19 protein-coding genes are annotated in these 24,985 nt (G+C 70.9%); 7 read left to right on the top strand and 12 right to left on the bottom strand.

What is annotated here, in order from left to right; all coding sequences use genetic code 11:
- Positions 1 to 136 precede the first annotated feature (136 nt).
- Together ACGF4C_RS03925 and ACGF4C_RS03920 are read left to right on the top strand one after the other, a co-directional pair.
- On the top strand, positions 137 to 1,363 hold the full coding sequence (locus tag ACGF4C_RS03925; RefSeq protein ID WP_393563017.1) for a hypothetical protein: 1,227 nt from the start codon (positions 137 to 139) through the stop codon (positions 1,361 to 1,363).
- Between the two features lie 109 nt (positions 1,364 to 1,472).
- On the top strand, positions 1,473 to 3,074 hold the full coding sequence (locus ACGF4C_RS03920; RefSeq protein ID WP_393563015.1) for a hypothetical protein: 1,602 nt from the start codon (positions 1,473 to 1,475) through the stop codon (positions 3,072 to 3,074).
- Between the two features lie 460 nt (positions 3,075 to 3,534).
- Here the strand turns inward: ACGF4C_RS03920 and ACGF4C_RS03915 are convergent, their stop codons facing one another.
- From ACGF4C_RS03915 to ACGF4C_RS03905, 3 genes are all read right to left on the bottom strand, one after another.
- Complete coding sequence (locus ACGF4C_RS03915; RefSeq protein WP_393563013.1) at positions 3,535 to 4,926, bottom strand: class I SAM-dependent RNA methyltransferase; 1,392 nt, start codon at positions 4,924 to 4,926, stop codon at positions 3,535 to 3,537.
- 148 nt (positions 4,927 to 5,074) lie between these two features.
- Positions 5,075 to 7,126 (bottom strand): APC family permease, encoded by a 2,052-nt coding sequence (locus tag ACGF4C_RS03910; RefSeq protein WP_393563012.1) that lies wholly within the window; start codon positions 7,124 to 7,126, stop codon positions 5,075 to 5,077.
- 252 nt (positions 7,127 to 7,378) lie between these two features.
- On the bottom strand, positions 7,379 to 9,514 hold the full coding sequence (locus ACGF4C_RS03905) for an NAD-binding protein (protein WP_393563445.1): 2,136 nt from the start codon (positions 9,512 to 9,514) through the stop codon (positions 7,379 to 7,381).
- Positions 9,515 to 9,844: 330 nt separating this feature from the next.
- On the opposite strand from ACGF4C_RS03905, the gene ACGF4C_RS03900 reads away from it, so the two are divergent.
- The gene (locus ACGF4C_RS03900) at positions 9,845 to 10,513 is read left to right on the top strand and encodes a TrkA family potassium uptake protein (RefSeq protein WP_030412324.1); all 669 of its coding nucleotides are present in this window, start codon (positions 9,845 to 9,847) and stop codon (positions 10,511 to 10,513) included.
- Complete coding sequence (locus tag ACGF4C_RS03895) at positions 10,510 to 11,187, top strand: TrkA family potassium uptake protein (protein WP_030412323.1); 678 nt, start codon at positions 10,510 to 10,512, stop codon at positions 11,185 to 11,187. The genes ACGF4C_RS03900 and ACGF4C_RS03895 overlap by 4 nt, the downstream gene beginning before the upstream one ends.
- A gap of 106 nt (positions 11,188 to 11,293) precedes the next feature.
- Here ACGF4C_RS03895 and ACGF4C_RS03890 read toward each other — a convergent pair whose 3' ends face one another.
- From ACGF4C_RS03890 to ACGF4C_RS03875, 4 genes are all read right to left on the bottom strand, one after another.
- Positions 11,294 to 12,127 carry a DUF3159 domain-containing protein gene (locus ACGF4C_RS03890; RefSeq protein ID WP_393563010.1) on the bottom strand — a complete coding sequence of 278 codons (834 nt, stop codon included), beginning with the start codon at positions 12,125 to 12,127 and terminating at the stop codon, positions 11,294 to 11,296.
- A gap of 3 nt (positions 12,128 to 12,130) precedes the next feature.
- On the bottom strand, positions 12,131 to 12,529 hold the full coding sequence (locus ACGF4C_RS03885; protein WP_107052695.1) for an OB-fold nucleic acid binding domain-containing protein: 399 nt from the start codon (positions 12,527 to 12,529) through the stop codon (positions 12,131 to 12,133).
- 257 nt (positions 12,530 to 12,786) lie between these two features.
- A complete protein-coding gene (locus ACGF4C_RS03880; protein ID WP_030412320.1) occupies positions 12,787 to 13,470 on the bottom strand; it encodes a response regulator in 684 nt (227 codons plus the stop codon).
- A 109-nt stretch (positions 13,471 to 13,579) separates the two neighbouring features.
- The gene (locus tag ACGF4C_RS03875) at positions 13,580 to 16,135 is read right to left on the bottom strand and encodes a DUF4118 domain-containing protein (RefSeq protein WP_393563008.1); all 2,556 of its coding nucleotides are present in this window, start codon (positions 16,133 to 16,135) and stop codon (positions 13,580 to 13,582) included.
- A gap of 445 nt (positions 16,136 to 16,580) precedes the next feature.
- Here ACGF4C_RS03875 and ACGF4C_RS03870 point away from each other — a divergent pair, with 445 nt between their 5' ends.
- Positions 16,581 to 17,114, top strand: coding sequence for a GNAT family N-acetyltransferase (locus tag ACGF4C_RS03870; protein WP_393563443.1), 534 nt, complete (start codon positions 16,581 to 16,583; stop codon positions 17,112 to 17,114).
- A 111-nt stretch (positions 17,115 to 17,225) separates the two neighbouring features.
- Here ACGF4C_RS03870 and ACGF4C_RS03865 read toward each other — a convergent pair whose 3' ends face one another.
- Complete coding sequence (locus ACGF4C_RS03865; RefSeq protein WP_393563006.1) at positions 17,226 to 17,801, bottom strand: TetR/AcrR family transcriptional regulator; 576 nt, start codon at positions 17,799 to 17,801, stop codon at positions 17,226 to 17,228.
- 153 nt (positions 17,802 to 17,954) lie between these two features.
- Between ACGF4C_RS03865 and ACGF4C_RS03860 the strand changes: the two genes are divergently transcribed.
- On the top strand, positions 17,955 to 18,401 hold the full coding sequence (locus ACGF4C_RS03860) for an anthrone oxygenase family protein (RefSeq protein WP_393563005.1): 447 nt from the start codon (positions 17,955 to 17,957) through the stop codon (positions 18,399 to 18,401).
- A gap of 251 nt (positions 18,402 to 18,652) precedes the next feature.
- Positions 18,653 to 19,195, top strand: a complete 543-nt coding sequence (locus tag ACGF4C_RS03855; RefSeq protein WP_393563003.1) for a S1 RNA-binding domain-containing protein — start codon at positions 18,653 to 18,655, stop codon at positions 19,193 to 19,195.
- Between the two features lie 30 nt (positions 19,196 to 19,225).
- Here the strand turns inward: ACGF4C_RS03855 and ACGF4C_RS03850 are convergent, their stop codons facing one another.
- The 4 genes from ACGF4C_RS03850 to kdpA all read right to left on the bottom strand — a co-directional run bounded on the left by ACGF4C_RS03850 (position 19,226) and on the right by kdpA (position 24,967).
- A complete protein-coding gene (locus ACGF4C_RS03850) occupies positions 19,226 to 19,990 on the bottom strand; it encodes an ABC transporter ATP-binding protein (RefSeq protein ID WP_393563001.1) in 765 nt (254 codons plus the stop codon).
- Between the two features lie 447 nt (positions 19,991 to 20,437).
- On the bottom strand, positions 20,438 to 21,115 hold the full coding sequence (gene kdpC, locus ACGF4C_RS03845; protein WP_393563000.1) for a potassium-transporting ATPase subunit KdpC: 678 nt from the start codon (positions 21,113 to 21,115) through the stop codon (positions 20,438 to 20,440).
- Between the two features lie 22 nt (positions 21,116 to 21,137).
- Positions 21,138 to 23,258, bottom strand: coding sequence for a potassium-transporting ATPase subunit KdpB (gene kdpB / locus ACGF4C_RS03840; protein ID WP_393562998.1), 2,121 nt, complete (start codon positions 23,256 to 23,258; stop codon positions 21,138 to 21,140).
- A 32-nt stretch (positions 23,259 to 23,290) separates the two neighbouring features.
- A complete protein-coding gene (kdpA, locus tag ACGF4C_RS03835; protein ID WP_393563441.1) occupies positions 23,291 to 24,967 on the bottom strand; it encodes a potassium-transporting ATPase subunit KdpA in 1,677 nt (558 codons plus the stop codon).
- Between the last annotated feature and the right edge of the window lie 18 nt (positions 24,968 to 24,985).

Here is a 24,985-nt window from a genome sequence, read left to right as displayed (position 1 = left end):
GTGGCGGTGAACTGTTAACACCTTACAGCGGACGTCAAATCACGCAAGCCGTTTGACAGTGCTTTCATGGCCATGCTTCTCTGTTAGCGCTTCCACTCGGAGCGGAGACTGTCACTTCCTGGAGGGGGACCCAGTCATGCACCTCACGATGCCCACGACCGTCATCGAAGGCACACAGCTCACCGTGATGCCGTTCCGCCCCGATGCGGTGATCGGAACGATGGGGCTGCCGACACTGCTCCAGCTCGTCCCGTCGCCGCGGACCGAGGAGGACACGCGTGCCCTGAAGTACGCGTCCGGCACCCTGCGCCGGCACGCCGAGGTACGCGCCCTGGTCCAGCGCATGCTGAAGTCGACCCAGAAGGGCCGCAACGTCACCTCGTACGCCGCGTACATCGCATCCGGAGTCAACGGCGAGTACGGCTCGGGCTGGTCCACTCCCCCGATCACGCTGTGGCTGGACGGGCAGCCGGGTGCGGTGAGCGACGAACTGATCCCGGGCAGCGGAATTCGCACGGTCACCGTGCTGCCCGGCTCCCCCGTCGTCGCCATCGACGGCGAGACCCAGGTCACGGCCTGGCACGAGCTCTACGACAGCCCGGAACGCTTCGGCATCACCTACGAGAAGCTCGCCACCGTGCGGCTGCCCTACGAGCTGTACTTCGGGCTCACGGTCGAGTCCGCGCGGCAGATCTTCTACGACCGCAACGTCGAGGGCGTACCGGTGGCCAAGAACCTGGCGATGTCGATGGACCAGCGGGACATCGGCACCCAACTCGCCCACCGGATCGGCGAGTCGGTGAAGGTCGAGCACGAGGGAAGGATCATCCCGTTCGGCAAGCTGGTGCAGGGGCGCAAGCGCCAGCTGACGAAGAGCGACGCGGAACTGATCACGCTTTCCGCGCTGCGCGTTCTCGTGATCACCGCGCTGCACGGGCGGGCCGGACTGGCGCTGACGTCCTCCACTCTGCACGACGACAGGCTGCCGCAGGGGGTGGACGCGGAGCAGGCCGGGCAGAGGTTGGTGCCGCTGCTGTCACGACTCGTCACGCACCTCTATCCGCATCTCGTGGCGCGTACGGCCGTTTCCGCGCCCGCGGTGCTGGCGGGTCTCGGCATTGCCGCCCACCAGGCGACCGGCTGGGCCACCTCTGGCAGGGCGTTGACCGAGGAGGAGCTGTTCGCGCTCCTGGAGCCGGTGCGGTGGGAACGCGAAGCAACGTACTGGGACGGCGTGGCAGCCAGTGCCAACGCCTCCGGTGCGCTCAACTTCGGTGGAGGCGCCAAGGATTCGGGCGGTCGTGTCGCGGACGCGTTGCTGCACCCCGACACCGAGTACGGGCGCCGGATCCGCGGCTGGTAGCCAGGCTCTCGGATGCCGAACTGCCTTGAGACCAAACCGCGTTGGGCCGATCCCAGGGCAAAGAGTGTCAGAGTTAGGATGCCCGTGCTCGTCGATCAAGGAGGCGCCCGTGGGGAGCATGGAGAGGCCCGAACTTCTGCCGGACTGCGAGGTACCAGCCCGCCGGAGGCAACCTGACGATTTCGTCGAGACCTGTCTGACTCGCCTCACCGACGACTCGCTCGCCGACAACTGGCGCATCAGCAGCCTGCAGGGGTGCTCGATCCGTGGCGGTTCAGCGATGGCAGCGGCCTCGTTCGTAGTAGGCGCCGACGGCCCTTGGCATAACGCCTTACAACGCATCGCCCGGGAGTCGCGGGTCGGCTTCGAGCGACCGGACTTCACATACTCGGAGTACACGGTCGGACTCTGCTATGTCGCGGGCACGAAAGGCGTCCCCGCCGGCCTGCGTCACCGGGCAGCGGACGACCTGGTACACCGCGCGGACGAAGCGGGTTATGCGGAGGCCCGAAGCCTCCTACCCAAAAACGGCTGGGGCTGGCTCGCGGACGCCGTGCGCGAGGGGTGGGCCGTATGGACCGCACACCTCTTCATCGCCGACGAGACCGCCGCTCTCACCACCCGCCTGAAGGTCGGCCTGGCACTCGCCGAACACGATCATCCCGCCGGATACGTGCCCGACTCCCTCGAACGGCTCGTCGCCCATCCGCAGGCGCCGAGTGCGGATCGTCTGGCTCTGGCGGCCGCCGTGGCCCGGCGCGCTCCGAAGGACAGCGTGACCCTGCTCCGCCATCTCGCGTCGGATCCCCTTGCCCAGGCAGGGCACCGCATGCAAGCCATCGGTCTGCTTGAGAGGATCGACCTGGTTGAGGCCGAGAAGATGCGCGCTCTGCAGACACGCCTACCGTCCGGCCGGACAGCTCGCGGTCAGCGCCGGGAGGCCGCCGAGCGCGCTGAGCGTGATACAGCCGCTCGGAAGGATCGCGAGGCTCCGGAAGCCGTGGTGGTGCGGCTTGAATCGACGATCGAGGAAATCCTGGACGGCCTGATCAGTCGCGGTTCGGCGGATTGGTTGGGTGACCAGCTGGACAACCACATCGCGGAGACCGACTGGGAAGGCGTCGCCCAGGACATCGCTGATATTTGTGACGTGGCCCGCGCCGAGAACCTCTCATCCAGCCTCGACCTGCTGGAGGTCCTCACCCGGATCAGGTACGGCGACGACACGAGCCCGATTCCGCACTCCGGCCTCGACGCTGTGGGCGACGAGGAAATCCCTCGGTTGGCTCGGGAGGACCTGGAGGAGTATGTGCAGCAGGAGGGGGAGCGGGCCTGGCGCCGCTGGCAGGACCTCGTAGGGAAGCACGGCTGGAACGAGGACCGGCTCGAAGAGCTCAACGGCATGTCGATCGAGGTGAACCAGGATCTGACCGACGCGGTCCGCCAGAAAGCCGGCGATCACCTGCGCAAGCTACAGCAGCACTTGGTCTGGGAGCTGTGGCCTGGCTTGACGAGTGCCGCGAGCGAACGTGACTACGCCAGAGCTCGTGGACATGCGGCAAGCGCGCGTCTCCTCGCGGACGAGGCCGAGCGCGCCGAAGCCCTGTGGAGAGAGACAACTGCCCACTCCTTTTCCTTCGACCCGCTGACCTTGTCCTGGCCTCGTGATCTCTGGCTGGTCTTCGAGGAATGGCAGAGTGCCAGGCGCTGAAAGGACCAGGAGGAGTCCTTCGCGCCATATGCCATGCGGTTACCCATACCTGCGACAACCAACGCACTGCTTGCCAGCTTCCGTGCAATCCGATCACCGGGCAGACGTGCGAAGGCCCCCGTCCGTAGGAACACCTTCTTGAGCCTGCTCACCCAGAGCAAGTGAATCGACGACGGCCGCCGCCCAGCCCACGGTCTTACGACGACGCTGGCACCGCCGATTCCGCACCTGGGCTGTGGCCGTGACAGCCGCCGCAGGATCGGAGCGCATCTGACAGGCCCTCATATCGAGCGTCACTTGGGCGTCAGGGATCCGGAGAGGAAGGCTGGCACCACGGTCAATCCATTCGCCTCTTCGCCATAAAGCCGCAGGTCAGACGTATTGAGGAAGTAACCCTTCACTCCACTCTTTGGATGACCGGAAACTGGTCGAGCACTGCAAGCAAGCATAAAATCGCAGGTCAGCGGCCCTTCTCGGCCTTCTCCAGCACCACGATGCACTCCACATGATGCGTCATGGGAAACAAATCAAACGCCCGCATCCGCCGAGGCACATACCCCACCTCCGCGAAGTACTTCAGGTCGCGGGCGAGGGCCGCCGGGTCGCAGGCTACGTAGGCGAGGCGGCGGGGGGTGAGGGAGGCGAGGTGGTGGACGGTGGATTTGCCGGCGCCGGCTCGGGGTGGGTCGAGGACGACGAGGTCGACGTCGGTGATGCCGGTGCGGGGGAGGACGGATTCGACCTTGCCGTGTTCGATGCGGACGCGGTCGAGGTCGGCGAGGTTGTGGCGGGCGTCCTCGACGGCGCGCTTGCCGGATTCGATGCCGAGGACCGCGCCCTTGTCGCCGACGCGTTCGGCGAGGGCGCCGGCGAAGAGGCCGACGCCGCAGTAGAGGTCGAGGGCCATGTCGCCCTTCTTCGGCATCAGGCCCTGCATGACGGCGTCGACGAGGAGGTCGGCGGCCTTCGGGTGGACCTGCCAGAAGCCGCCGTTGCCGACGCGCCAGGTGCGGCCGGCGGCGCGTTCGCGGACGAAGGGGCGGCCGTGGACGCGGTGGACCTGTTCGTCCTTCTCGCCGATGCGCAGGACGGAGACCGGCTTGTCGAGTTCGACGATCGGGAGGCGGCCGCCGGGGCGGGGGGTGAGGATGACCTGGCGGTCGTGGGAGCCGGTGGCGGTGATGGCCTCGACGGTGGCGATCTGGGGCCACTCGCGCTTCTCGACGCCCAGTTCGGACACGCCGGGGGCGGCGATCAGGCAGTGGGTGACGGGCTCGACGTCGTGCGAGCGGTGCTTGCGCAGACCGGCACGGCCCTCGGCGTCGACGGCGTACTGGACGCGGGTGCGCCAGGCGGGGACCTCGCCGGGGCCGACCTTGTCGCCGGGGGCGGGCTCGACGGTGCCGTCCCAGCCGGCCGCCTCGGGAGTCAGTCCGGCCAGCCGCATCAGCTGCTCGGCCACCACCTCGCCCTTGAGGCGGCGCTGTGCGCCCGGCTTGGCGTGCTGCCAGTCGCAGCCGCCGCAGCGGCCCGGGCCGGAGAAGGGGCACGGGGCCTCGACCCGGTCCTTGGAGGGCTGGAGGATCTCTACGGCGTCGGCGCGGAGGAAGCGTGCGCCTTCCTCGCCCTCGGTGACCCGGGCGATCACGCGCTCACCGGGGAGGGTGTGGCGGACGAAGAGGACCTGGCCCGCGTCCGTACGGGCGATGCAGTGGCCGCCGTGTGCGACCGGGCCGATCTCGACCTCGTACTCCGCGCCGATCAGCGACGTCGCGGCGCCGGCCGGCGGCTGGTCCGTACCGGCCAGCGCCTTCTCCTCGCCGACCAGCGACTTCTTCCGTTCTTCCGGCATGGCGGGTGGGCTCCTGAGGTGGTGGTACGACGCGACGACGGCCGGCCTCCGGAGGGAGGCCAGCCGTCAAGTCTACGTCCCGGCGCGGTGTGCCCGGTCGCGCGCCCGGCCGGTGAGGCGCCGGCCCGCGGCCGGGCGCGGCCGGCCGCTACTTCTTGGTCGCCGCCTTCTCCTTCTTCGGCTGGGCGACCGGGCCGCGGCGTACCGCGCCCGGGGCGTTCCACTCGGCGCGCTTGCGGGCGCGCAGCTTGGCGGCCTCGGAGGAGTCCAGCTGCCAGGGCACGGAGGTGACCATGACGCCGGGGGTGAACAGGAGGCGGCCCTTGAGGCGGAGGGCGCTCTGGTTGTGCAGGAGGTGCTCGTACCAGTGGCCGACGACGTACTCGGGGATGTAGACGGAGACGGCGTCGCGCGGGCTCTCCCGGCGGAGCGACTTGACGTAGTCGATGATCGGGCGCGTGATCTCGCGGTAGGGCGAGGCCAGGACCTTGAGCGGCACCTCGATGCCGCGGCGCTCCCACTCCTCGCGCAGGGCCTTGGTGTCGGCCTGGTCGACGTCCACGCTGACCGCTTCGAGAGTGTCCGTGCGCATCAGCTTGGCGTAGTTCAGGGCGCGCAGGGTGGGCTTGTGCACCTTGGAGACCAGGACGAGGGAGTGCACGCGGGAGGGGCGGGCGACGTCCTCGTCGGGGGTGTCCTCGGCGGCGATCTCGTCGGCGACCCGGTCGTAGTGGCGGCGGATCGCGGTCATGGTGGCGAAGAAGATGACCATGCCGAGCAGGGCCACCCAGGCACCGTGGGTGAACTTCGTCAGCAGGACGACGACCAGGACGAGCCCGGTGAAGAAGGCGCCGAAGGCGTTGATCGCCCGGGAGCGGTGCATCCGGTGGCGCTTGGCCGGGTCCTTCTCGGTGAGCAGGTGGCGGTTCCAGTGGCGGACCATGCCGGTCTGGCTGAGCGTGAAGGAGACGAAGACGCCGACGATGTAGAGCTGGATGAGGCGGGTGGAGTCCGCGCCGTAGAGGTAGACGAGGACCGCGGCGGCGCCGGCCAGCAGCACGATGCCGTTGGAGAACGCCAGCCGGTCGCCGCGGGTGTGCAGCTGGCGCGGCAGGTAGCGGTCCTGGGCCAGGATCGAGCCGAGCAGCGGGAAGCCGTTGTAGGCGGTGTTCGCGGCCAGGAACAGGACCAGCGCGGTGGCGGCGGCCAGGACCACGAAGAGGAAGCTGCCCTTGCCGAAGACGGCCTCGGCGACCTGGGAGATCACCGGGTTCTGGGTGTATCCGGAGCCCAGCGGCTTGCCGTTGTTGAGCAGGTCGGTGGCCGGGTTCTCGGCCATCCTGACCCGTGTCGTCATGGCCAGCGCGATGATGCCGCAGAACATGGTCACGGCCAGGCCGCCCATGAGGGCCAGGGTCGTGGCGGCGTTCTTCGACTTGGGCTTGCGGAAGGCCGGGACGCCGTTGGAGATCGCCTCGACACCGGTCAGCGCGGCACAGCCGGAGGAGAAGGCGCGCAGCAGCAGGAAGATCAGCGCGAAGCCGGCCAGACCGCCCTGTTCGGCATGGATGGTGTAGTCGGCGGTGGGGGCCTTCATCGTGTCGCCCATGACCACGGAACGGATGACGCCCCAGATGATCATGATGAAGACGCCGGCCACGAAGACGTACGTCGGGATCGCGAAGAGCTTGCCGGACTCCTTGACCCCGCGCAGGTTCATCAGGGTCAGCAGGACGATGACGGCGATCGCACAGAGCGTTTTGTGCTCGACGACGAACGGGATCGCGGAGCCCAGGTTCTCGATGCCGGAGGAGATGGACACCGCGACGGTCAGCACGTAGTCGACGAGCAGGGCGCTGGCGACGGTGAGGCCGGCCTTGGCGCCGAGGTTGGTGGTGGCGACCTCGTAGTCACCGCCACCGCTCGGGTAGGCGTGGACGTTCTGCCGGTACGACGCGACGACGGTGAACATCAGCACCACGACCGCGACCGCGATCCAGGGGCTGAAGTGGTAGGCCGACACTCCCGCGACGGACAGGACGAGCAGCACCTCGCCCGGCGCGTAGGCCACGGAGGAGAGCGGGTCGGAGGCGAAGACGGGGAGTGCGATGCGCTTGGGGAGCAGGGTCTCCCCGAGCCGGTCGCTGCGCAGTGCGCGCCCGATCAAGATCCGTTTGGGCACGTCGGTCAGTTTGGACACGCAGAGGATGCTAAGGCTTAGTCAAGCCCCCTGCCCACCCGCCACCCGCACGGGGGAGCAACCCGCCGTGGCACCGGCCACACCGGCCCAGGTCGTGAGCGGTCCCAACTCCCGTGCCTGCACAGGATCCGCACGTCGTACGCACAGGACACCCGCCGGGCCTGGGGTGCCGGCGGGCTTCCGTGGCCTTCGTCACGTGGGGCGGAGCGGGTCGCGGAGCGTCCCCCTGCGCCACGCTCCGTCCCTCCCTCGTCACGCCGGGCCGCTCGCCGCTCCCCCGGTGCGTGCCGCGGCCGCCGGTCCGGGGCCGGACGGCCGGGGGCGCCGGGAGTGCAGGGCGCCCAGGCCCTCGCGGGTGGCGACCAGCAACACCCGGTCCTGGGGCCGCAGGACGTAGCCGTCGCCCAGCTCGTGGGCGAGACGGGCCGGCTCACGCTCGGCGGCCGGCGGCGGTGCGGCGGCCGGGGAGTCCGGGTCCGGGTCGTCGGGGGCCGAGGTGTCGACCGCCAGCACCCGCAGCCGGCCCGGCCGGCGGACCTCGCCGACCGTACGGCCCTCCAGCGCGGCGTGCCCGCGGACCTCGACCCGGGCGACCAGCACCACCCGGCGTTCGACCGGGATCGCCCCCAGGATCTGCCGTCCCATCATCGCGCCGGCGAAGGCGGGGGCGGCCAGGAAGGAGACGCTGCGGCTACGGGTCAGCGCCCGGGGGTGGGCGGCGCGCAGGGTGCGGTAGACGGCGGTGGCGAAGCGGTCGTCGAACAGCCGGAGGGTCACCCGCAGCTGCGGGGTGACCGAGCGGGCGTAGAGGGCGGCCTCCAGGTTGGTGGTGTCCTCGCTGGTCAGCGCGAGCAGGCCGGACGCCCGCCCGATCATCGCGGCCTCCAGGACGCCTTCGTGGGTGACGTCCCCCAGGACGGTCGGCACGCGCAGCCGCCGGGCCAGTGCGAGCCCCCGCGCCTCCGGGTCCGCCTCGATGCACACCACGGGGATGCCCATCTCGTGCAGCCGGGCCAGCACCCGGGTGCCGACCTTGCCGAGGCCCAGCAGCACCACGTGGCCCGACAGCCCGCGCGGCGGCCGGCGCAGTGCCGAGGCGCTGCGGAACGTGCCCAGTCCCTCGAACGCCGCGGCGACCAGCACCGGCAGCAGCAACAGACCGGTCAGCCCGGAGAGCAGTTGGAGGAGCTTGCGGGGCAGCGGCTCGCCGAGCGCCGGGTCGTTGATCGCGAAGAGGTCGAGCAGCGTGAGGTAGGTGGCGTGCAGCGGGTCCTCGCCGGTGGTGAGCGAGGAGGCGACGGCCAGGGCCAGCACCGCGCCGACGAGACCGGCCAGCGACCAGCGCAGCCGCCGGGAGAACAGCGAGGCGAGCGGGGCGCCGCGGCCACGCAGCCCGCGCCGGCGCACCGGCTGCCCCGCGCCCGGGCCCGTGGAGGGATCCGTACCTGTGGAGCCCGGGCCCGTGGCGGAGCCCGTGCCCGTATAGGAGACGGTCTCCAGGACGATACGGGCCCGGCCGGTGGCGGCCTCGGCCACCTCGTCGTCCGGCAGCAGCACCGGCCCCTCGTCCGCCAGGGCTCCCGAACTCGACGTGCTTTCAAGGGAGTTGGCGGCAACGGGCGACCCCAGGACGGTAACGGTGTCAAAGGCCCCGGCCGCTCCCGGGTCGGCGGCGGAGGGTGGGAGCACCGCCAGCGTGCACAGCTCCGGGTCCCCGGGCCGGCCGGGCGGCATCGGTGTGCGTTCCACGGCCCGCAGCAGCAGCCCGTCCGCCTCGATGACCTTGCTGGTCCCGGCGACCGCGGTGGCGACCAGCGCGGGGGCCACGGTGTCCGCGTCGGACAGCACGGTCGTCGAGGCATCGACCCCGGCCGGACCGTCGACGAGGCCGGCGGGCCCGTCCGTGCCGGCCCCCAGGGCGGCGACCGCCGCGGCCTGATCGAGCAGCTCCTCCAGGTGCTGGCCGAGCTTGCGGTTGTAGAGGCGGATGACCAGCCGCAGCCGGGGATTGAGCCGGCGGGCCCGCAGCGCGGCGTGGATGTTGAGCTCATCGTCGTCGTAGACCAGGGCCAGCGCCTCCGCACCGGCGATGTCCGCCTCGATGAGCGCGGCGTCGTCCGGCTGCGCCGCCTCCAGGATCCGCAGCGGCTCGGGCGGCAGTTCGGGGCCCTCGCCGGGCGGTTCCGCGGGCAGCGCGGTCCGCGTCACCGCCGCCGACACCCGGCCGAGCAGCGCACCGGCCCGGCCCAGCGGCCCGGCCGGCGGCGGGATCCGCGGCCGGTGCGGCTCGCGGGCCGAGGGGGTCACCAGCGTCACCCGTTCGCCGTAGACGTCCCGGAGCTCCGAGGCGAGCCGGTGGGCGAGCGCGTCATCGCCGCAGACCACCATGTGCGGGGCGGCAGAGCCCTGTTGGGGCTGGAGAGGCAGGTTGGGCACACCCCGTAGCGTGCCTTACCGGCGGCGGGCGGCGCAGCCCGGCGCGGGAGGCCGTCGCACCGCCCGGCCGATGAGCCCCCAGCTGCTGCCTACCGCGCCCCCTCCAGGAGCCGCTCTTGCGGCTACGGTTGTACCGGACCACCGGTGCGACCAGCGCCCCCGTTGCCGCACCCGGTCCGTATCGCGAGCTGTGGCTTCGTGTCGCCGGTACTGGGAGAAGGAAGTAGTGAGCAGGGTGTTTGTGCAGGTCAGCGCGCTAGTACAGGGCACGGGGTAATCAGCATGCACATCGTCATCATGGGGTGCGGGCGGGTCGGATCCGCGCTCGCACAGACCCTGGAGAGCCAGGGCCACACCATCGCGGTGGTCGACCAGGACCCGACCGCCTTCCGCCGCCTGGGCTCGTCCTTCGGCGGCCGCCGGGTGACCGGCGTCGGCTTCGACCAGGACACCCTGCGGGAGGCCGGTATCGAGGAGGCGGGGGCCTTCGCGGCCGTCTCCAGCGGTGACAACTCCAACATCATCGCCGCCCGGGTGGCCCGCGAGATGTTCGGGGTGGAGAACGTCGCGGCCCGGATCTACGACCCGCGCCGCGCCGAGGTCTACCAGCGGCTGGGCATCCCCACCGTCGCCACCGTCCGCTGGACGGCCGACCAGATGCTGCGCCGGCTGCTGCCGTCGGGCGCCGAGCCGCTGTGGCGGGACCCCAGCGGTGGCGTCCAGCTCGCCGAGGTGCACACCGCCCCGGCCTGGGTCGGCCACAAGATCAGCAAGCTGCAGGAGGAGACCGGCGTACGCGTCGCCTTCCTCACCCGGCTGGGCGAGTCGATGCTGCCGACCTCCCAGACGGTGCTGCAGGAAGGCGACCTGGTGCACGTGATGATGCGCACCGACGAGGTCGAGAAGGTCGAGGCGGCATTCGCCACGGGTCCCGAGGAGGCGCACGCATGAGGGTCGCAATTGCGGGCGCGGGCGCGGTGGGCCGGTCCATCGCGGGCGAGCTCCTGGAGAACGGGCACGAGATCCTGCTCATCGACAAGGCGCCGACCGCCATCTCGGTCGAGCGGGTGCCGCTCGCGGAGTGGCTGCTGGCCGACGCCTGCGAGATCACCTCGCTCGACGAGGCGGCGCTGCAGCGCTGCAACGTCGTCATCGCGGCGACCGGCGACGACAAGGTCAACCTCGTCGTCTCCCTGCTCGCCAAGACCGAGTACGGCGTGCCGCGGGTGGTCGCCCGGGTCAACAACCCGAAGAACGAGTGGCTGTTCAACGAGTCCTGGGGCGTCGACGTCGCGGTCTCCACGCCGCGTCTGATGTCCGCCCTGGTCGAGGAGGCGGTCAGTGTCGGCGACCTGGTCCGGCTGCTGCGCTTCAGCCACGGCGACGCCAACCTCGTCGAGCTGACGCTGCCGCCGGAGGCCGCGCTGGCCGGGACCCGGGTCGGCGATGTGGCATGGCCCGAGGACACCTCCCTGGTCACGATCATCCGCGGCACGCGGGTGCTCACGCCCAACAAGGAGGACGTCCTGGAGGCGGGCGACGAGCTGCTGTTCGTCGCGGCCCAGTCCCGTGAGGAGCAGCTGGAGGACCTGCTGTCGGTCCGGCGCGAGGACGCGGCGGGCTAGCGGGCCCGGTCGCACGCCCGGCACCCGGCGTACGGCACGAGCACGGACGAAGGGCGCTCCCGGAGGTCTCCGGGAGCGCCCTTCGTCGCGTTCGGCGGGGCCGCGGCTAGGACTCGCGACGGTGGCGGCCGGTCGTCGCCCCGCCGCCGTCCTTCGCCAGCACCGCCTTGCGTTCCTTCTCCGCCTGCTCCGCCTGCTCGGCCGCCTCCATCTCGGCGAAGACGTCGATCGGCGGCGGCGCCTTCACCAGGAAGACCCAGGTCAGATAGACCGCGAGCAGGAACGGCGGGATCTTCAGCGCGATCAGCACCCAGCCGAGCTGGGTGGTGTCCGCCCACCAGTACAGCGGGAAGAGGATCGCGCACTTGCCGAGCAGGATCAGTCCCCAGGCCCAGCTGGCCTTGGCGTACGCCTTCTTCCGGCCGGGGTTGCGGGTGCGCCAGGAGAGGTTCTCCTTGAAGACCGGGCCCAGGATCAGGCCGATCAGCGGCACGCCGGCGAGCGTCGTGACCATGTAGGCCACGGCCAGGCCGAGGGTGTAGAGCATGCCGGGCAGGTAGAAGTCCTTGGCGTTGCCGGTCATCATCGCGAAGACCACGCCGAAGGCCACACCGAAGACACCGCCGAAGGCGTGCTTGACGGTGTCCTTGCGGACCAGGCGGACGGCCGCCAGCACCAGCGAAACTGCCAGCGCGGCGATCGCCGAGACGTGCAGGTCCTTGTTGACCGTGAAGATCGCGACGAACAGCAGGCCGGGGAGCACCGTCTCCACCAGGCCCCGCACCCCGCCGAACGCCTCGAACAGCGCCGCCTCGGTCACCTCCCGGCCGGCTCCGCCGCCGTCGTCCGGCGGGGCCGGGGCGGCGGGGGCGGGGTCGGCGCCGGAAGTGGCGCCGGCGGCGGCGTGCGGGTCGGTGGTCGGTCGGTCGTAAGACGTCACCGGCTACTCCTGTCCGAGCGGTCGGAGTTCGTACTTCGGATTGAAGAGCACCCGGCGTCCGTGACTCAGCGAGATCCGGCCCGAGGCGATGAGCTTGCGGCCCGGCTCTATCCCGACGATGGAACGGCGGCCGAGCCACACCACGTCGAGCGCGGCGGAGCCGTCGAACAGCTCCGCCTCCAGCGCGGGCACACCGGCGCGCGGCCGCAGCGTGACATGCCGCAGGGTGCCGGTGACCTTCACTATCTGGCGGTCGTCGCAGTCGCAGATGCGGGTGCACCCCGCGTCCTCGGCGTCCTGCTGCAACTCGGCGGACTGCAGCTCCTCCTCGGAGGAGGACAGCCTGTCGAGCATCCGGCGAAAGCGACCGGCCGGCTTCTCGGGTCGGGTCCCAGCACTCATAAAGCCAGCGTACCGGTGCCCGGCTCCGCGGATCACGGTGTCCACAGGGAGGTCTCGCCCCACCGTCCCCACACGGCGTCGGTCCTCCCGGCACGGATCGGTGCTCCCCGTGCCCGCACGGTTCGGTGCCCCCGTGCCCGCACGGTTCGGTGCTCCCCGTGCCCGCACGGTTCGGTGCCCCCCGTGCCCGCACCGTTCGGTGCCCCCCGTGCCCGCACGGTTCGGTGCTCCCCGTCCGTCCGGCCCGCCCGCCCGGCTCACTGTTCGAAGCGGTACCCCATCCCCGGCTCGGTGATGAAGTGCTTCGGGTGCGAGGGGTCGCTCTCCAGCTTGCGGCGGAGCTGGGCCATGTAGACCCGCAGATAGTTCGTCTCGGTGCCGTAGGACGGGCCCCAGACCTCCTGGAGCAGCTGCTTCTGGCTGACCAGCCGGCCGGCGTTGCGGACCAGGACCTCCAGGAGGTGCCATTCGGTGGGCGTCAGCCGGATGTCCCGGCCGCCGCGGTTGACCTTCTTCGCGGCGAGGTCGACGGTGAAGCCCTCGGTCTCCACGACCACTTCGGTGTCGGCCGGCCCGGTCGGCTCGGCCCGGCGCACCGCCGCCCGCAGCCGGGCCAGCAGCTCGTCCATGCCGAACGGTTTGGTGACGTAGTCGTCCGCGCCCGCGTCCAGCGCCTCCACCTTCTCGTCGGAGGTCTGCCGGGCGGAGAGCACCAGGATCGGCACCCGGGTCCAGCCCCGCAGCCCCTTGATCACTTCGACGCCGTCCATATCGGGCAGGCCGAGGTCCAGGACGATGACGTCGGGGTGGCGGGCGGCGGCGAGCTTGAGGGCGGTGGCCCCGTCGGGGGCGGCGTCGACCTCGTACTTGCGCGCCTTCAGGTTGATCACGAGGGCGCGGACGATCTGCGGCTCGTCATCGACCACAAGCACCCGGTTCACTGGCGATCTCCTCGTGGTGTGGTGTCGTGTCCCGGCGGGGCGGGGTCGGTGCATGTCCCGGCGGGGCGGCCCGCGGGAGGTGTTGTGGAGGGCTGCGGCGGGGTCCGGCTCATGTCGTGACCTGGGCCGGGAGGTCGGGCCGGACCGGCGGCCGGCCGCCCGCGGCCCGGAGCGTGAGGACCATCGTCATACCGCCTCCCGGCGTGTCCTCGGCGGCGAGCGTGCCGCCCATCGCCTCGGCGAAGCCCCGGGCCACGGCGAGCCCCAGCCCCACGCCGGCGCCGCGCGGCACGTCGCCGTAGCGCTGGAACGGCTCGAAGATCCGGTCCTTGGCGCTGTCGGGCACGCCCGGACCCCGGTCGGCGATCCGCAGCTCCACCCGGTCGCCGAGCGCGCTGGCCGCGACCAGCACCGCCTCCCCGTCCGGGCTGTACTTCACGGCGTTCTCGACGAGATTGGCGACGGAACGTTCCAGCAGCCCGGGGTCGACCGCGACCATCGGCAGCTCCTCCGGGATGTCCAGGCTGACGCTGCCCTCCGGTACGCCGCCCAGCGCCATCGGCACGACCTCGTCGAGGTCGATCTCGCGGATCAGCGGGGTGACCGTGCCGGTCTGCAGCCGGGACATGTCGAGGAGGTTGCCGACCAGGTGGTCCAGCCGGTCCGCGCCCGCCTCGATGCCCGCCAGCAGCTCCGCCTCGTCCTCCGGCGACCAGGCCACGTCGTCCGAGCGCAGGGAGGTGACCGAGGCCTTGATGCTCGCCAGCGGCGTCCGCAGGTCGTGACTGACCGCGGCCAGCAGCGCCGTCCGGATGCGGTTGCCCTCGGCCAGCTCCCGGGCCCGTTCCGCCTCGCCGACCAGCCGCTGCCGGTCGAGCACGACGGCGGCCTGGGCGGCGAAGGCGGCCAGCACCCGGCGGTCCTCGGCGGGCAGCACCCGCCCGGTCAGGGCCAGCGCCATGTGGTCGCCCACCGGCATGTCGACGTCCGCGTCCTCGGGGCGCAGCAGCGGCCGGCCCTTGTCCGGGCCGCCGGCCCGGCCCGCGCAGGTCCACGGGTCGACGTCGCTGCGCCGCTCCAGCAGGGCCACGGTGTCCATGCCGAAGGTCTCCCGCACCCGCTCCAGCAGGGCGCTCAGCGTCGTCTCGCCGCGCAGCACGCTGCCGGCGAGGAAGGACAGGATTTCCGACTCGGCGCGCAGCCGGGCCGCCTGGTGGGTGCGGCGGGCGGCGAGGTCCACCACCGAGGCGACCGATACCGCGACCGCGAAGAAGATCGCGATGGCGACGATGTTCTGCGGGTCGCTGATGGTGAGGGTGTGGGTCGGCGGCGTGAAGTAGAAGTTCAGCAGCAGCGAGCCGACCGCGGCCGACGCCAGGGCCGGCAGCTGCCCGCCGAGCAGGGCCGCCACGACGGTCAGGAAGAGGAACAGCAGGACGTCGTTGGCCAGCCCGGGCCCGTTGGCGAGGCCGGACAGCAGCAGCGAGAGCAGCGCCGGGCCCACCACACCGACCAGCCAGCCGGCGATGATCCGGGCCCGTCCCAGCCGCGCACCGCGCGCCACCGGCAGCCCCCGGCCCTTGGCGACCTCTTCGTGAGTGACGATGTGCACGTCGAGGTCCGGCCCCGATTCGCGGGCGACGGTCGCCCCGACCCCCGGCCCGAAGACGTACTGCCAGGTCTTGCGGCGGCTCGACCCCAGCACGATCTGCGTGGCGTTCACCCCGCGCGCGAACTCCAGCAGCGCACTCGGTATGTCGTCCCCGATGACGTGGTGGAAGGTCCCGCCGAGGTCCTCCACCAGCGTCCGCTGGACGGCGAGTTCCTTGGGCGAGGCGGAGGTCAGCCCGTCACTGCGGGCTATGTAGACGGCGAGCACCTCGCTGCCCGAGCCCTTGGCCGCCATCCGGGCGGCGCGGCGGATGAGCGTACGGCCCTCGGGCCCCCCGGTCAGGCCGACCACGATCCGCTCGCGGGCCTGCCAGGTCGACCGGATCGAGTGCTCCGCCCGGTACTCCTGCAGGTACTCGTCGACGCGGTCGGCGACCCAGAGGAGCGCCAGCTCGCGCAGCGCCGTGAGATTGCCCGGCCGGAAGTAGTTCGACAGGGCGGCGTCCACCTTGTCGGGCTGGTAGATGTTCCCGTGCGCCATCCGGCGCCGGATCGCCTGTGGCGACATGTCGACCAGCTCGATCTGGTCGGCCCGCCGCACCACCTCGTCCGGTACGGTCTCGCGCTGCCGGACGCCCGTTATGGACTCCACGACGTCCCCGAGGGACTCCAGGTGCTGGATGTTCACCGTCGAGATGACATCGATGCCGGCTTCCAGCAGCTCCTCGATGTCCTGCCAGCGCTTGGCATTGCGCGAGCCGGGCACGTTGGTGTGGGCCAACTCGTCGACCAGGGCCACGGCGGGTTTGCGGGTCAGTGCCGCGTCCACGTCCATTTCGGTGAAAACCGAGCCGCGGTACGTCAGCTCGCGGCGCTCGATCTGCTCCAGCCCGTGCAGCATGACCTCCGTACGGGGCCGCCCGTGGTGCTCGACGAACGCCACCGCGATGTCAGTGCCCCGCTCCACGCGCCGGTGTGCCTCGGACAGCATCGCGTAGGTCTTGCCGACGCCGGGCGCCGCCCCGAGATAGATCCGTAGCTTGCCGCGTGCCATGGCCCCATTGTCTTACGTGAAGGCCGCCCCCACCGGGCTGGCCTGCTGCGACCCTACCGACCCCACAAGGGAACAAAAGCCGCAGTTGACCACTTCACCCCCGGTCTTGACGCGACTCTGATACGGGGCTCCGCCCCCGGCCCGGCACGGCGCTCCCGCCCGCCGCTCCACAGCCCCCGCTTCCGATCCGCGGCTTGCGACCAGCGGCGACGACGGCCGCTTCCCGAGCGAGGTCCGTCGCCGTTCCCCGGTGCCCCCTCCGTCCCACTCCCCGCCTGTTCCGCTCCCGCTCCTCCTCCCCTCCCTTTCGTGTGGTGGAAACCCCTCGCCGGACGCCACGACCGACTGCAACGATGCCCTCATGACGGACACCGCGCCCGCATTCGAGCCCACTCCCAGCAGCGGCCACCGCCCCGCGCCCGAGGGAGACCTGACGACGGGCCGCATGCCAGCGGTGCGGGTCGCCCACACCGCCGACCTGGATGACGCGACGCTCGCGTCGGTGCACGCCCTCCTCCACGACGTCTTCGACGACATGACCGAGGAGGACTGGGACCACGCCCTCGGCGGTCTGCACGCCCTGGCCTACGAGGACGGCGAACTCATCGGCCACGCCGCCGTGATCCAGCGCCGGTTGCTGCACGGCGGCCGGGCGCTGCGCTGCGGTTACGTCGAGGGGGTCGGCGTACGCGCGGACCGCCGCGGCCGCGGCCACGGGGCGGCCGTGATGGCCGCGCTGGAACGAGTGATCCGCGCCGGATACGACCTCGGCGCGCTCGGCGCCTCCGACGAGGCCGCCGCCTTCTACGCCGCCCGCGGCTGGCAGCAGTGGCGCGGCCGCTCGTGGACCCTCACCCCGTCCGGCGTCCGGCGCACCCCTGACGAGGACGACTGCCTCTACGTCCTGCCGACCCCCGCCGCCACCCTGGACCTCGACTCCGGCCTCACCTGCGACTGGCGCGACGGCGACGTTTGGTAACGGCGCGAGTGGGGCGGGGGCTGACGCAGTACCAGGGGAGTGGCGGGGGGCGTGTGACCGGTGGCGGGTGTCCGGCAACCGCCAACCCACCGGGGCCCAGCCGTATCGCCCTTAACGGGGAACGAAGCGGTCGACCAGGAGGGTGAGGCGGTCGGGGACCCGGTCGGCGGGCAGCCGTCCGGCGCGGGTGAGGGTGACCAGTCCGTGCAGCGCCGCCCAGAACGTCTCGACGAACAGCCCCGGTTCGTCGGGGTGCGCATGGTCGACGAGCGGGTCCAGCAGCGCCTGGAACGCCTCGCGCAGCGGCGCCGGCGTGGCCTCGTCGGCGAACGGGAGGCCGTTGTCGAGGCTGAACATCGCGTCGTACAGGGCCGGATTGCGCGCGGCGAAATCGGTGTAGGCGCGGGCCAGCGCCGCCACCGCCTCCCGACCGGCGGGCCCTTCCGGCACCACGGCACGCAGCGCGGTCGTCAGCTCGGCGAACCCCTCCAGCGCGACCGCTCCGACGATCTCCTTCTTGCCCCGGAAATGGCTGTAGAGCACGGGCTGGCTGTACTCGATCTGCTCGGCGAGGCGGCGCGTGGTGACGGCGTCCCATCCGTGCGTCTCGGCCAGCTCGCGGGCCGTGGAGACGATCAGCTTGTGGCGGTTGGCCCGCTCGCGTTCCTTGCGTTCACGTACCGACATGGCTCGATGCTAGCACCGCTAGACAACGGAGCAGCGACACCTCTAGCATCGAACCAGAACCTAGCGCCGCTAGCAGACAGCAGCTGCGCATGCAGGTGCTGGCCGCTGACGGCCAAGCGCCAACCGCTGACACTTCAAGCCCTTGGAGGGGACATGCACAACGCACTGGCCGTCATCACGGTCGTCGTGGTCGGACTGATGGTGGGCGTGGAATTCGCGGTGGCGGTGTTCGTCAACCCGATCCTCGACCGGCTCCCGAACGACGGCGGACTCGACGCCCGAAGCGACGGCGCACGCGTCCTCGGCCGGGTCATGCCGTTCTGGTACATCGGCTCGGTCGTCCTCGGCGCGGCATGGTCCGCACTGGCATGGGGCGACCGGGGCGCCTCACTCATCGCCGTGGGCACCGTGCTGCTCGTACTCAGCGTGGTGATGTCGATCCTGCTGCTCGTGCCGATCAACTCACGCGTCGCGGCCTGGTCGAAGGAGGGCGTACCCGCCGACTGGAAGCAACAGGTGGGCCGCTGGGACCGCTTCCACTACGTCCGCGTGGCCATCATCGTGCTCGCATTCGTCCTCTTCACGATCGCCCTCACCTGACACCCAGGTGCCCAGGCGCCCAGGCGCTCAACCGACGAGTCGCCGCACCTCTGGCGTACGACCGGTGCGCTTCCGACGCGCGGGCAGCCGCCTAGCCACACACGGCCGTTGCACCCGGGCATGGGGCCGTGCCCCGCGCTGCCCGTCCTGCCCGTCCTGCCCGTCCCGCGACAAGTGGCGGCCGCCAAGAACAGGCCCCGCATGGAAGGCTGTTCAGCATGATTGAACTGCCCGAGTCCTCCCAACTCCGGGTGTTCCTCAAGTCGTTGCGGTGCGGGGAGCTCCTTTCCGGAACGGTCGCAGCGATCGAACGGTTCGGTGTGTTCGTGGCACTCGACGACGGTCCCGACCATCCGGTCTTCCCCGGCGTCGGGTTCATCACGATCCCCGAACTGTCCTGGCGGCGCTTCGAAGCAGCCTCGGACATCGTGCACGTCGGTCAACGCGTCTCGTGCGTGTTCCTCCACTTCGACACCTGGAACGCCGAGGCCAGGCTTTCCCTGCGAGCGACGCGGCCCGACCCCTTCCAGACGTTCGCCGACCGCACCACGGTGGGCCAGGAACTGCACGGACGGGTCACCAAACTGGTCCCGTTCGGCATCTTCGTTCAGGTCGCCGACGCCACAGAGGGACTGGTCCCCGCGCCAGAGCTCACTAGAGGGCTCACAGGAGAGCTCATGGGGACGCCTGGTGAAGTTCCGGAGGGGCGGCGCGTCCGGGTCGGCGACGAAGTCACGGTCATCGTCACCGAAATCGACCGAGAGCGCCGCAGGCTGCTCCTCTCCCGATCGTAGGTCTCACCCTCGTGTCCTCACGAACCGTGGCTAACCCTTCCTCGGGGCCCCCTCCCCCCACGCCCTACCCCCGACCCCTTCGCCCCCTCCACCCGCGTCGTCGCCTTCGTCGCCCTCGTCCTCCTCGCGGATCACCCCGTCGTTCAGCGTCAGGACGCGGTCGGCCAGGCCCAGGAGGGTGTTGTCGTGGGTGGCGACCAGGGCCGTGACGCCCTCGCTGCGGACGACGGCGCGGAGGAGTTCCATCACCTCCAGACCCGTTTCTGCGTCGAGTTGGCCGGTGGGCTCGTCGGCTATGAGCAGGGCTGGGCGGTTGGCGAGGGCGCGGGCTATCGCGACGCGTTGTTGCTGGCCGCCGGAGAGTTCGCCCGGGCGCTGCCGGGCGTGCTCGGCGAGGCCGACCAGGGACAGCAGCAGCGCGCCCCGTTCTTCTCGCTCACGCGCCGGGGCCTTGCGGAGCCGCATGGGCACTCCGACGTTCTCGGCGGCGCTCAGGATCGGTATCAGCCCGAACGACTGGAAGACGAAGCCGATGCGGTCGCGGCGCATCGCGAGCAGCCCGGTTTCGTCGAGCTCGGCGAGCGGGGTGCCGTCGACGATGATCCGCCCCGAGTCCGGGGTGTCCAGGCCGCCGATGAGGTTGAGCAGTGTCGTCTTGCCGGACCCGGATCGGCCGCGCAGGGCGACGAGTTGGCCGCGCGGGACCCGGCAGGAGACTCCGCGGAGCGCGTGGACGGCGCCGGCATCGCTGCCCTCACTGCCGTAACTGCGGTGCAGGTCCTCGACGACGACCATCGCGGCGGAATCGGAATCAGTCGCTTCCGCGTCAGCTGTTCCTGACGCTGTGCTGGTTGTGCTTCCCCCGTTGTGCATGTTCGCTCCCCCACTTCCCCTTGCGGCTTCGGTCCGCATCGGCCCGCCGCGCCGGCCGGCCCCCGGCGGTGCCTGCCGATGGCGTCAGTATGCGGACACCGCAGTTCGGCAGGCAACGCCTGTGGATAACTCTCGGGCGGGCCCGGGAAGGGCAGTTGGGACGGCCTGTGCGCGGCTCAGTTCGGGTCCTGGGCGGGGGTCGCGTACGCGGGAACGCGGGCGCGGGAACGCGGGCGCGGGAACGCGGGCGCGGGAACGCGGGCGCGAGGTGGCGAGAGCCTTGTCGCAGGAGGCCTTGCCTTGTCCTTCCTGAAGACGGAGATGCCGACAGCGACCTCCCTCATGCTCAGGTCCCGGTTCAGACCCTGTTCAGCCCTTCTCCCCCTCCTCCCGCCCCCGCGCCAGGTCCCGCAGCGCAATGTTCAGCTCCAGGACGTTCACCCGCGGTTCGCCGAGGAAGCCGAGGGTGCGGCCGGCCGTGTGGCGGGTGACGAGCCGGTGCACCGTGGTTGCCGGGAGGTGGTTCTCCTTGGCGACGCGGTCGGCCTGGAGTTGTGCGTAGGCCGGGGAGATGTCCGGGTCGAGGCCGGAGCCGGACGAGGTGACGGCGTCCGCGGGCACCTTCGAGTCGGGGACGCCGTAGGTCTCGGCGACCCACTTCTTGCGTTCCTCGACCGCCTTGATCAGGTCGGTGTTGGTGGCGCCCAGGTTGGAGGCGCCGGAGACCTGCAGGTCGTACTGGGTGTTGACGCCGTTGGCCCGGTTGCTGCCCAGGCCCGCGGAGGGGCGCGGCTGGAAGAACCGCAGGTCGGGGATGGGGTTGCCGTGTTTGTCGGTGCCCTGGTCGTAGCGCTGGCCGAGGAGGGACGAGCCGACGGCCTTGCCGTGGGAGCGGACCTCGGAGCCGTTGGCCCGGTCAGGGAAGGCCGCCTGGGCCACGCCGGTGACCACCAGCGGGTAGATGACGCCGCACACCACGGTCAGGACGAGCAGGGCGCGCAGGCCGGCGCCGAGCAACCGGGCGGTGTTGCGTACCGAGTTGTTCATGGCGGTTACCACGCTTTCCGCATCAGTGCAGCCCGGGGATGAGGGAGATGAGCAGGTCGATGAGTTTGATGCCGAGGAAGGGGGCGATCAGGCCGCCGAGGCCGTAGACGGTCAGGTTGCGGCGGAGCATCCGGTCGGCGCTGACCGGGCGGTACTGCACTCCCTTGAGGGCGAGTGGCACCAGCGCGATGATGATCAGCGCGTTGAAGATGATCGCCGACAGGATGGCGGAGTTGGGGCTGGACAGCCGCATGATGTTGAGGGTGTCCAGGCCCGGGTAGGCCACCGCGAACATCGCCGGGATGATGGCGAAGTACTTGGCGACGTCGTTGGCGATCGAGAAGGTGGTCAGCGCGCCCCGGGTGATCAGGAGCTGTTTGCCGATCTCGACGATCTCGATGAGCTTGGTCGGGTTGGAGTCGAGGTCGACCATGTTGCCGGCCTCCTTGGCGGCCGACGTACCGGTGTTCATCGCCACGCCGACGTCCGCCTGGGCCAGTGCCGGGGCGTCGTTGGTGCCGTCACCGGTCATGGCGACGAGCTTGCCGCCGGCCTGTTCGCGCTTGATGAGCGCCATCTTGTCCTCGGGCGTGGCCTCGGCGAGGAAGTCGTCCACGCCGGCCTCGTCGGCGATGGCCTTGGCCGTCAGCGGGTTGTCGCCCGTGATCATGACGGTCTTGATGCCCATCTTGCGCAGTTCGACGAAGCGTTCGCGCATGCCCTCCTTGACGACGTCCTTGAGGTGGATGACGCCCAGGACGCGCGGCCCGCGCTCGTCCTCCAGGGCGACCAGCAGCGGGGTGCCGCCGGCCTGGGAGATGGTGTCGGTGAGCTGCTGGGCGTCCTCGGCGACCGCACCGCCGCGCTCCTTGACCCAGGCGAGGACGGAACCGGTCGCACCCTTGCGGATCTTGCGGTGGCGGCCCTCCTCGGTGACGTCCACGCCGGACATCCGGGTCTGCGCGGTGAACGGGACCCACTCGGCGGCCACCAGTTCTCCCTGGTGCCGTTCGCGCAGGCCGTACTTCTCCTTGGCGAGCACGACGATCGAACGGCCCTCGGGGGTCTCGTCGGCCAGCGAGGAGAGCTGGGCGGCGTCCGCCACCTCGGCCTCCGTGGTACCGCGTACGGGGACGAACTCGGCGGCCTGGCGGTTGCCGAGGGTGATGGTGCCGGTCTTGTCGAGCAGCAGTGTCGAGACGTCACCGGCGGCCTCGACCGCCCGGCCCGACATGGCCAGGACGTTGCGCTGGACCAGCCGGTCCATACCGGCGATGCCGATGGCCGAGAGCAGGGCGCCGATCGTGGTCGGGATCAGGCAGACCAGCAGGGCGAGCAGCACGATCATGGGCTGTTCGGCGCCGGCGTAGATCGCGAACGGCTGGAGGGTGACGACGGCCAGCAGGAAGACGACGGTGAGCGAGGCGAGCAGGATGTTCAGCGCGATCTCGTTGGGGGTCTTCTGCCGTGCGGCGCCCTCGACGAGGTTGATCATCCGGTCGATGAAGGTCTCACCGGGCCTTGTGGTGATCTTGATGACGATGCGGTCGGAGAGCACCTTCGTCCCGCCGGTGACGGCCGAGCGGTCGCCGCCGGACTCGCGGATGACCGGGGCGGATTCGCCGGTGATGGCGGACTCGTCGACCGACGCGACGCCTTCGACGACGTCGCCGTCACCGGGGATGATGTCGCCGGCCTCGCAGACGACGAGGTCGCCGATGCGCAGTTCGGTGCCGGGGACCTGCTCCTCCATGCCGTCGTTCAGCCGACGCGCCACGGTGTCGGTCTTGGCCTTGCGCAGGGTGTCGGCCTGGGCCTTGCCGCGGCCCTCGGCGACCGCCTCGGCCAGGTTGGCGAAGATCACGGTCAGCCACAGCCAGACGGCGATCGCCCAGCCGAACCAGTCCCCGGGGGACAGGCAGGCGAAGAGCGTGGTGAGGACGGAGCCGACCTCGACCACGAACATCACCGGGGACTTGACCATCACCCGCGGATCGAGCTTGCGCAGCGCGTCCGGCAGGGACCTGACCAGCTGTTGGGGATCGAAGAGGCCGCCGCCGACGCGGCCGTCACCGGGCTTGTGCCCGCTGGGGGCGTCCTGGTGCGGGGCGCGGGTCGGAGTGACTGTCGGGCTGGTGGTCATGGAGCCGGGCTCCTCAGGTTTGGCGGGGGCGGTCATGACAGGCCCTCCGCCAGCGGGCCGAGTGCCAGCGCCGGGAAGTAGGTCAGACCGGTGATGATCAGGATGGTGCCGACGAGCAGCCCGGCGAAGAGCGGCTTCTCGGTGCGCAGGGTTCCGGCGGTCTCCGGGACCGGCTGCTGCTCGGCGAGCGAGCCGGCCAGCGCGAGGACGAACACCATCGGCAGGAAGCGGCCGAACAGCATGGCCAGCCCGATCGTGGTGTTGTACCAAGGGGTGTCGGCGTTGAGGCCGGCGAAGGCGGAGCCGTTGTTGTTGGCGCCGGAGGTGAAGGCGTACAGGACCTCGGAGAAGCCGTGCGAACCGGCGCCCAGGGCCTTGGTGTTGAGCATCGAGCCCAGTGCGTCGGGCAGCACCATCGAGGCGGCGGTGAAGCCGAGGACCAGCGTCGGGGTGACGAGGATGTAGCAGGCGGCGAGTTTGATCTCGCGGGTGCCGATCTTCTTGCCGAGGTACTCGGGTGTGCGGCCCACCATCAGGCCGGCGATGAACACCGCGATGACGGCCATGACCAGCATGCCGTAGAGGCCGGAGCCGACGCCGCCGGGGGCGATCTCGCCCAGCATCATGCCGAGCAGCTGGAGGCCGCCGCCGAAGGCGGTGAAGGAGGAGTGGAAGGAGTCGACCGCGCCGGTGGAGGTGAGGGTGGTGGCGACCGAGAAGATCGCCGAGGAGCCGACGCCGAAGCGGGTCTCCTTGCCCTCCATGGCGGCGCCCGCGGCCTGCAGGGCCGGGCCGCCGTGCGCGAACTCGGTCCACATCATCAGGGCGGTGAAGCCGAGCCAGATGACGCCCATGGTGGCGAGGACGGCGTACCCCTGCCTGACGTTGCCGACGAGCTTGCCGAAGGTCCGGGTCAGCGCGAACGGGATGACCAGGATCAGGAAGACCTCGAAGAGGTTGGTGAACGCGTCGGGGTTCTCGAAGGGGTGGGCGGAGTTGGCGTTGAAGTAGCCGCCTCCGTTGGTGCCCAGTTCCTTGATGACCTCCTGGGAGGCGACCGCACCGCCGTTGGTCTGCCGGGGCCCGCCCAAGAGCTGTCCGACGTCGTGGATGCCGGAGAAGTTCTGGACGGCGCCGCAGGCGACCAGGACGACGGCGCCGATGACGGCGATCGGTATGAGGATGCGGACGGTGCCGCGGACCAGGTCGGCCCAGAAGTTCCCGAGTTCGCCGGTGCGGGACCGTGCGAAGCCGCGGACCAGGGCGATCGCGACGGCCATGCCGGTGGCCGCGGACACGAAGTTCTGCACCGCGAGGCCGGCGGTCTGCACGACGTGCCCCATGGCCTGCTCGCCGCTGTAGGACTGCCAGTTGGTGTTGGCGACGAACGACGCGGCGGTGTTGAACGCCTGGTCGGGGCTGATCGACGCGAACCCGAGGGACAGCGGCAGACCGCCCTGGAGGCGCTGCAGGAGGTAGAGGAGGAGCACCCCGGCCGCGGAGAAGGCCAGGACGGCGCGCAGGTAGGCGGGCCAGCGCATCCGGGCGTCCGGGTCGGCGCCGATACAGCGGTAGAGGACCTTCTCGACGCGGAGGTGCCGCGGGGAGCTGTAGACGGCGGCCATGTGGTCGCCGAGGGGGCGGTACGCCAGGGCCAGCGCCGCGATGAGCGCCGTCAGCTGGAGCACACCGGCGAGGACGGGGCTCATCGAGCCCGCCGGGGAGGC

The organism is Streptomyces sp. NPDC048197, assembly GCF_043202395.1.
In the GTDB taxonomy this organism is placed as follows: Bacteria; Actinomycetota; Actinomycetes; order Streptomycetales; family Streptomycetaceae; genus Streptomyces; species Streptomyces siderophoricus.
Note: the sequence above shows the minus strand (reverse complement) of the source record. Positions and strands in the feature narration are given on the sequence as shown.

Bases quoted from the DNA above. Each gene is read 5' to 3' on its own strand.
- ACGF4C_RS03925 (WP_393563017.1), top strand. From the start codon at position 137: ATGCACCTCACGATGCCCACGACCGTCATCGAAGGCACACAGCTCACC.
- ACGF4C_RS03915 (WP_393563013.1), bottom strand. From the start codon at position 4,926: ATGCCGGAAGAACGGAAGAAGTCGCTGGTCGGCGAGGAGAAGGCGCTG.
- ACGF4C_RS03905 (WP_393563445.1), bottom strand. From the start codon at position 9,514: ATGGTGGTCTGCGGCGATGACGCGCTCGCCCACCGGCTCGCCTCGGAG.
- ACGF4C_RS03900 (WP_030412324.1), top strand. From the start codon at position 9,845: ATGCACATCGTCATCATGGGGTGCGGGCGGGTCGGATCCGCGCTCGCA.
- ACGF4C_RS03895 (WP_030412323.1), top strand. From the start codon at position 10,510: ATGAGGGTCGCAATTGCGGGCGCGGGCGCGGTGGGCCGGTCCATCGCG.
- ACGF4C_RS03885 (WP_107052695.1), bottom strand. From the start codon at position 12,529: ATGAGTGCTGGGACCCGACCCGAGAAGCCGGCCGGTCGCTTTCGCCGG.
- ACGF4C_RS03875 (WP_393563008.1), bottom strand. From the start codon at position 16,135: ATGGCACGCGGCAAGCTACGGATCTATCTCGGGGCGGCGCCCGGCGTC.
- ACGF4C_RS03870 (WP_393563443.1), top strand. From the start codon at position 16,581: ATGCCAGCGGTGCGGGTCGCCCACACCGCCGACCTGGATGACGCGACG.
- ACGF4C_RS03865 (WP_393563006.1), bottom strand. From the start codon at position 17,801: ATGTCGGTACGTGAACGCAAGGAACGCGAGCGGGCCAACCGCCACAAG.
- ACGF4C_RS03860 (WP_393563005.1), top strand. From the start codon at position 17,955: ATGCACAACGCACTGGCCGTCATCACGGTCGTCGTGGTCGGACTGATG.
- ACGF4C_RS03850 (WP_393563001.1), bottom strand. From the start codon at position 19,990: ATGGTCGTCGTCGAGGACCTGCACCGCAGTTACGGCAGTGAGGGCAGC.
- kdpC (WP_393563000.1), bottom strand. From the start codon at position 21,115: ATGAACAACTCGGTACGCAACACCGCCCGGTTGCTCGGCGCCGGCCTG.
- kdpB (WP_393562998.1), bottom strand. From the start codon at position 23,258: ATGACCACCAGCCCGACAGTCACTCCGACCCGCGCCCCGCACCAGGAC.
- kdpA (WP_393563441.1), bottom strand. From the start codon at position 24,967: ATGAGCCCCGTCCTCGCCGGTGTGCTCCAGCTGACGGCGCTCATCGCG.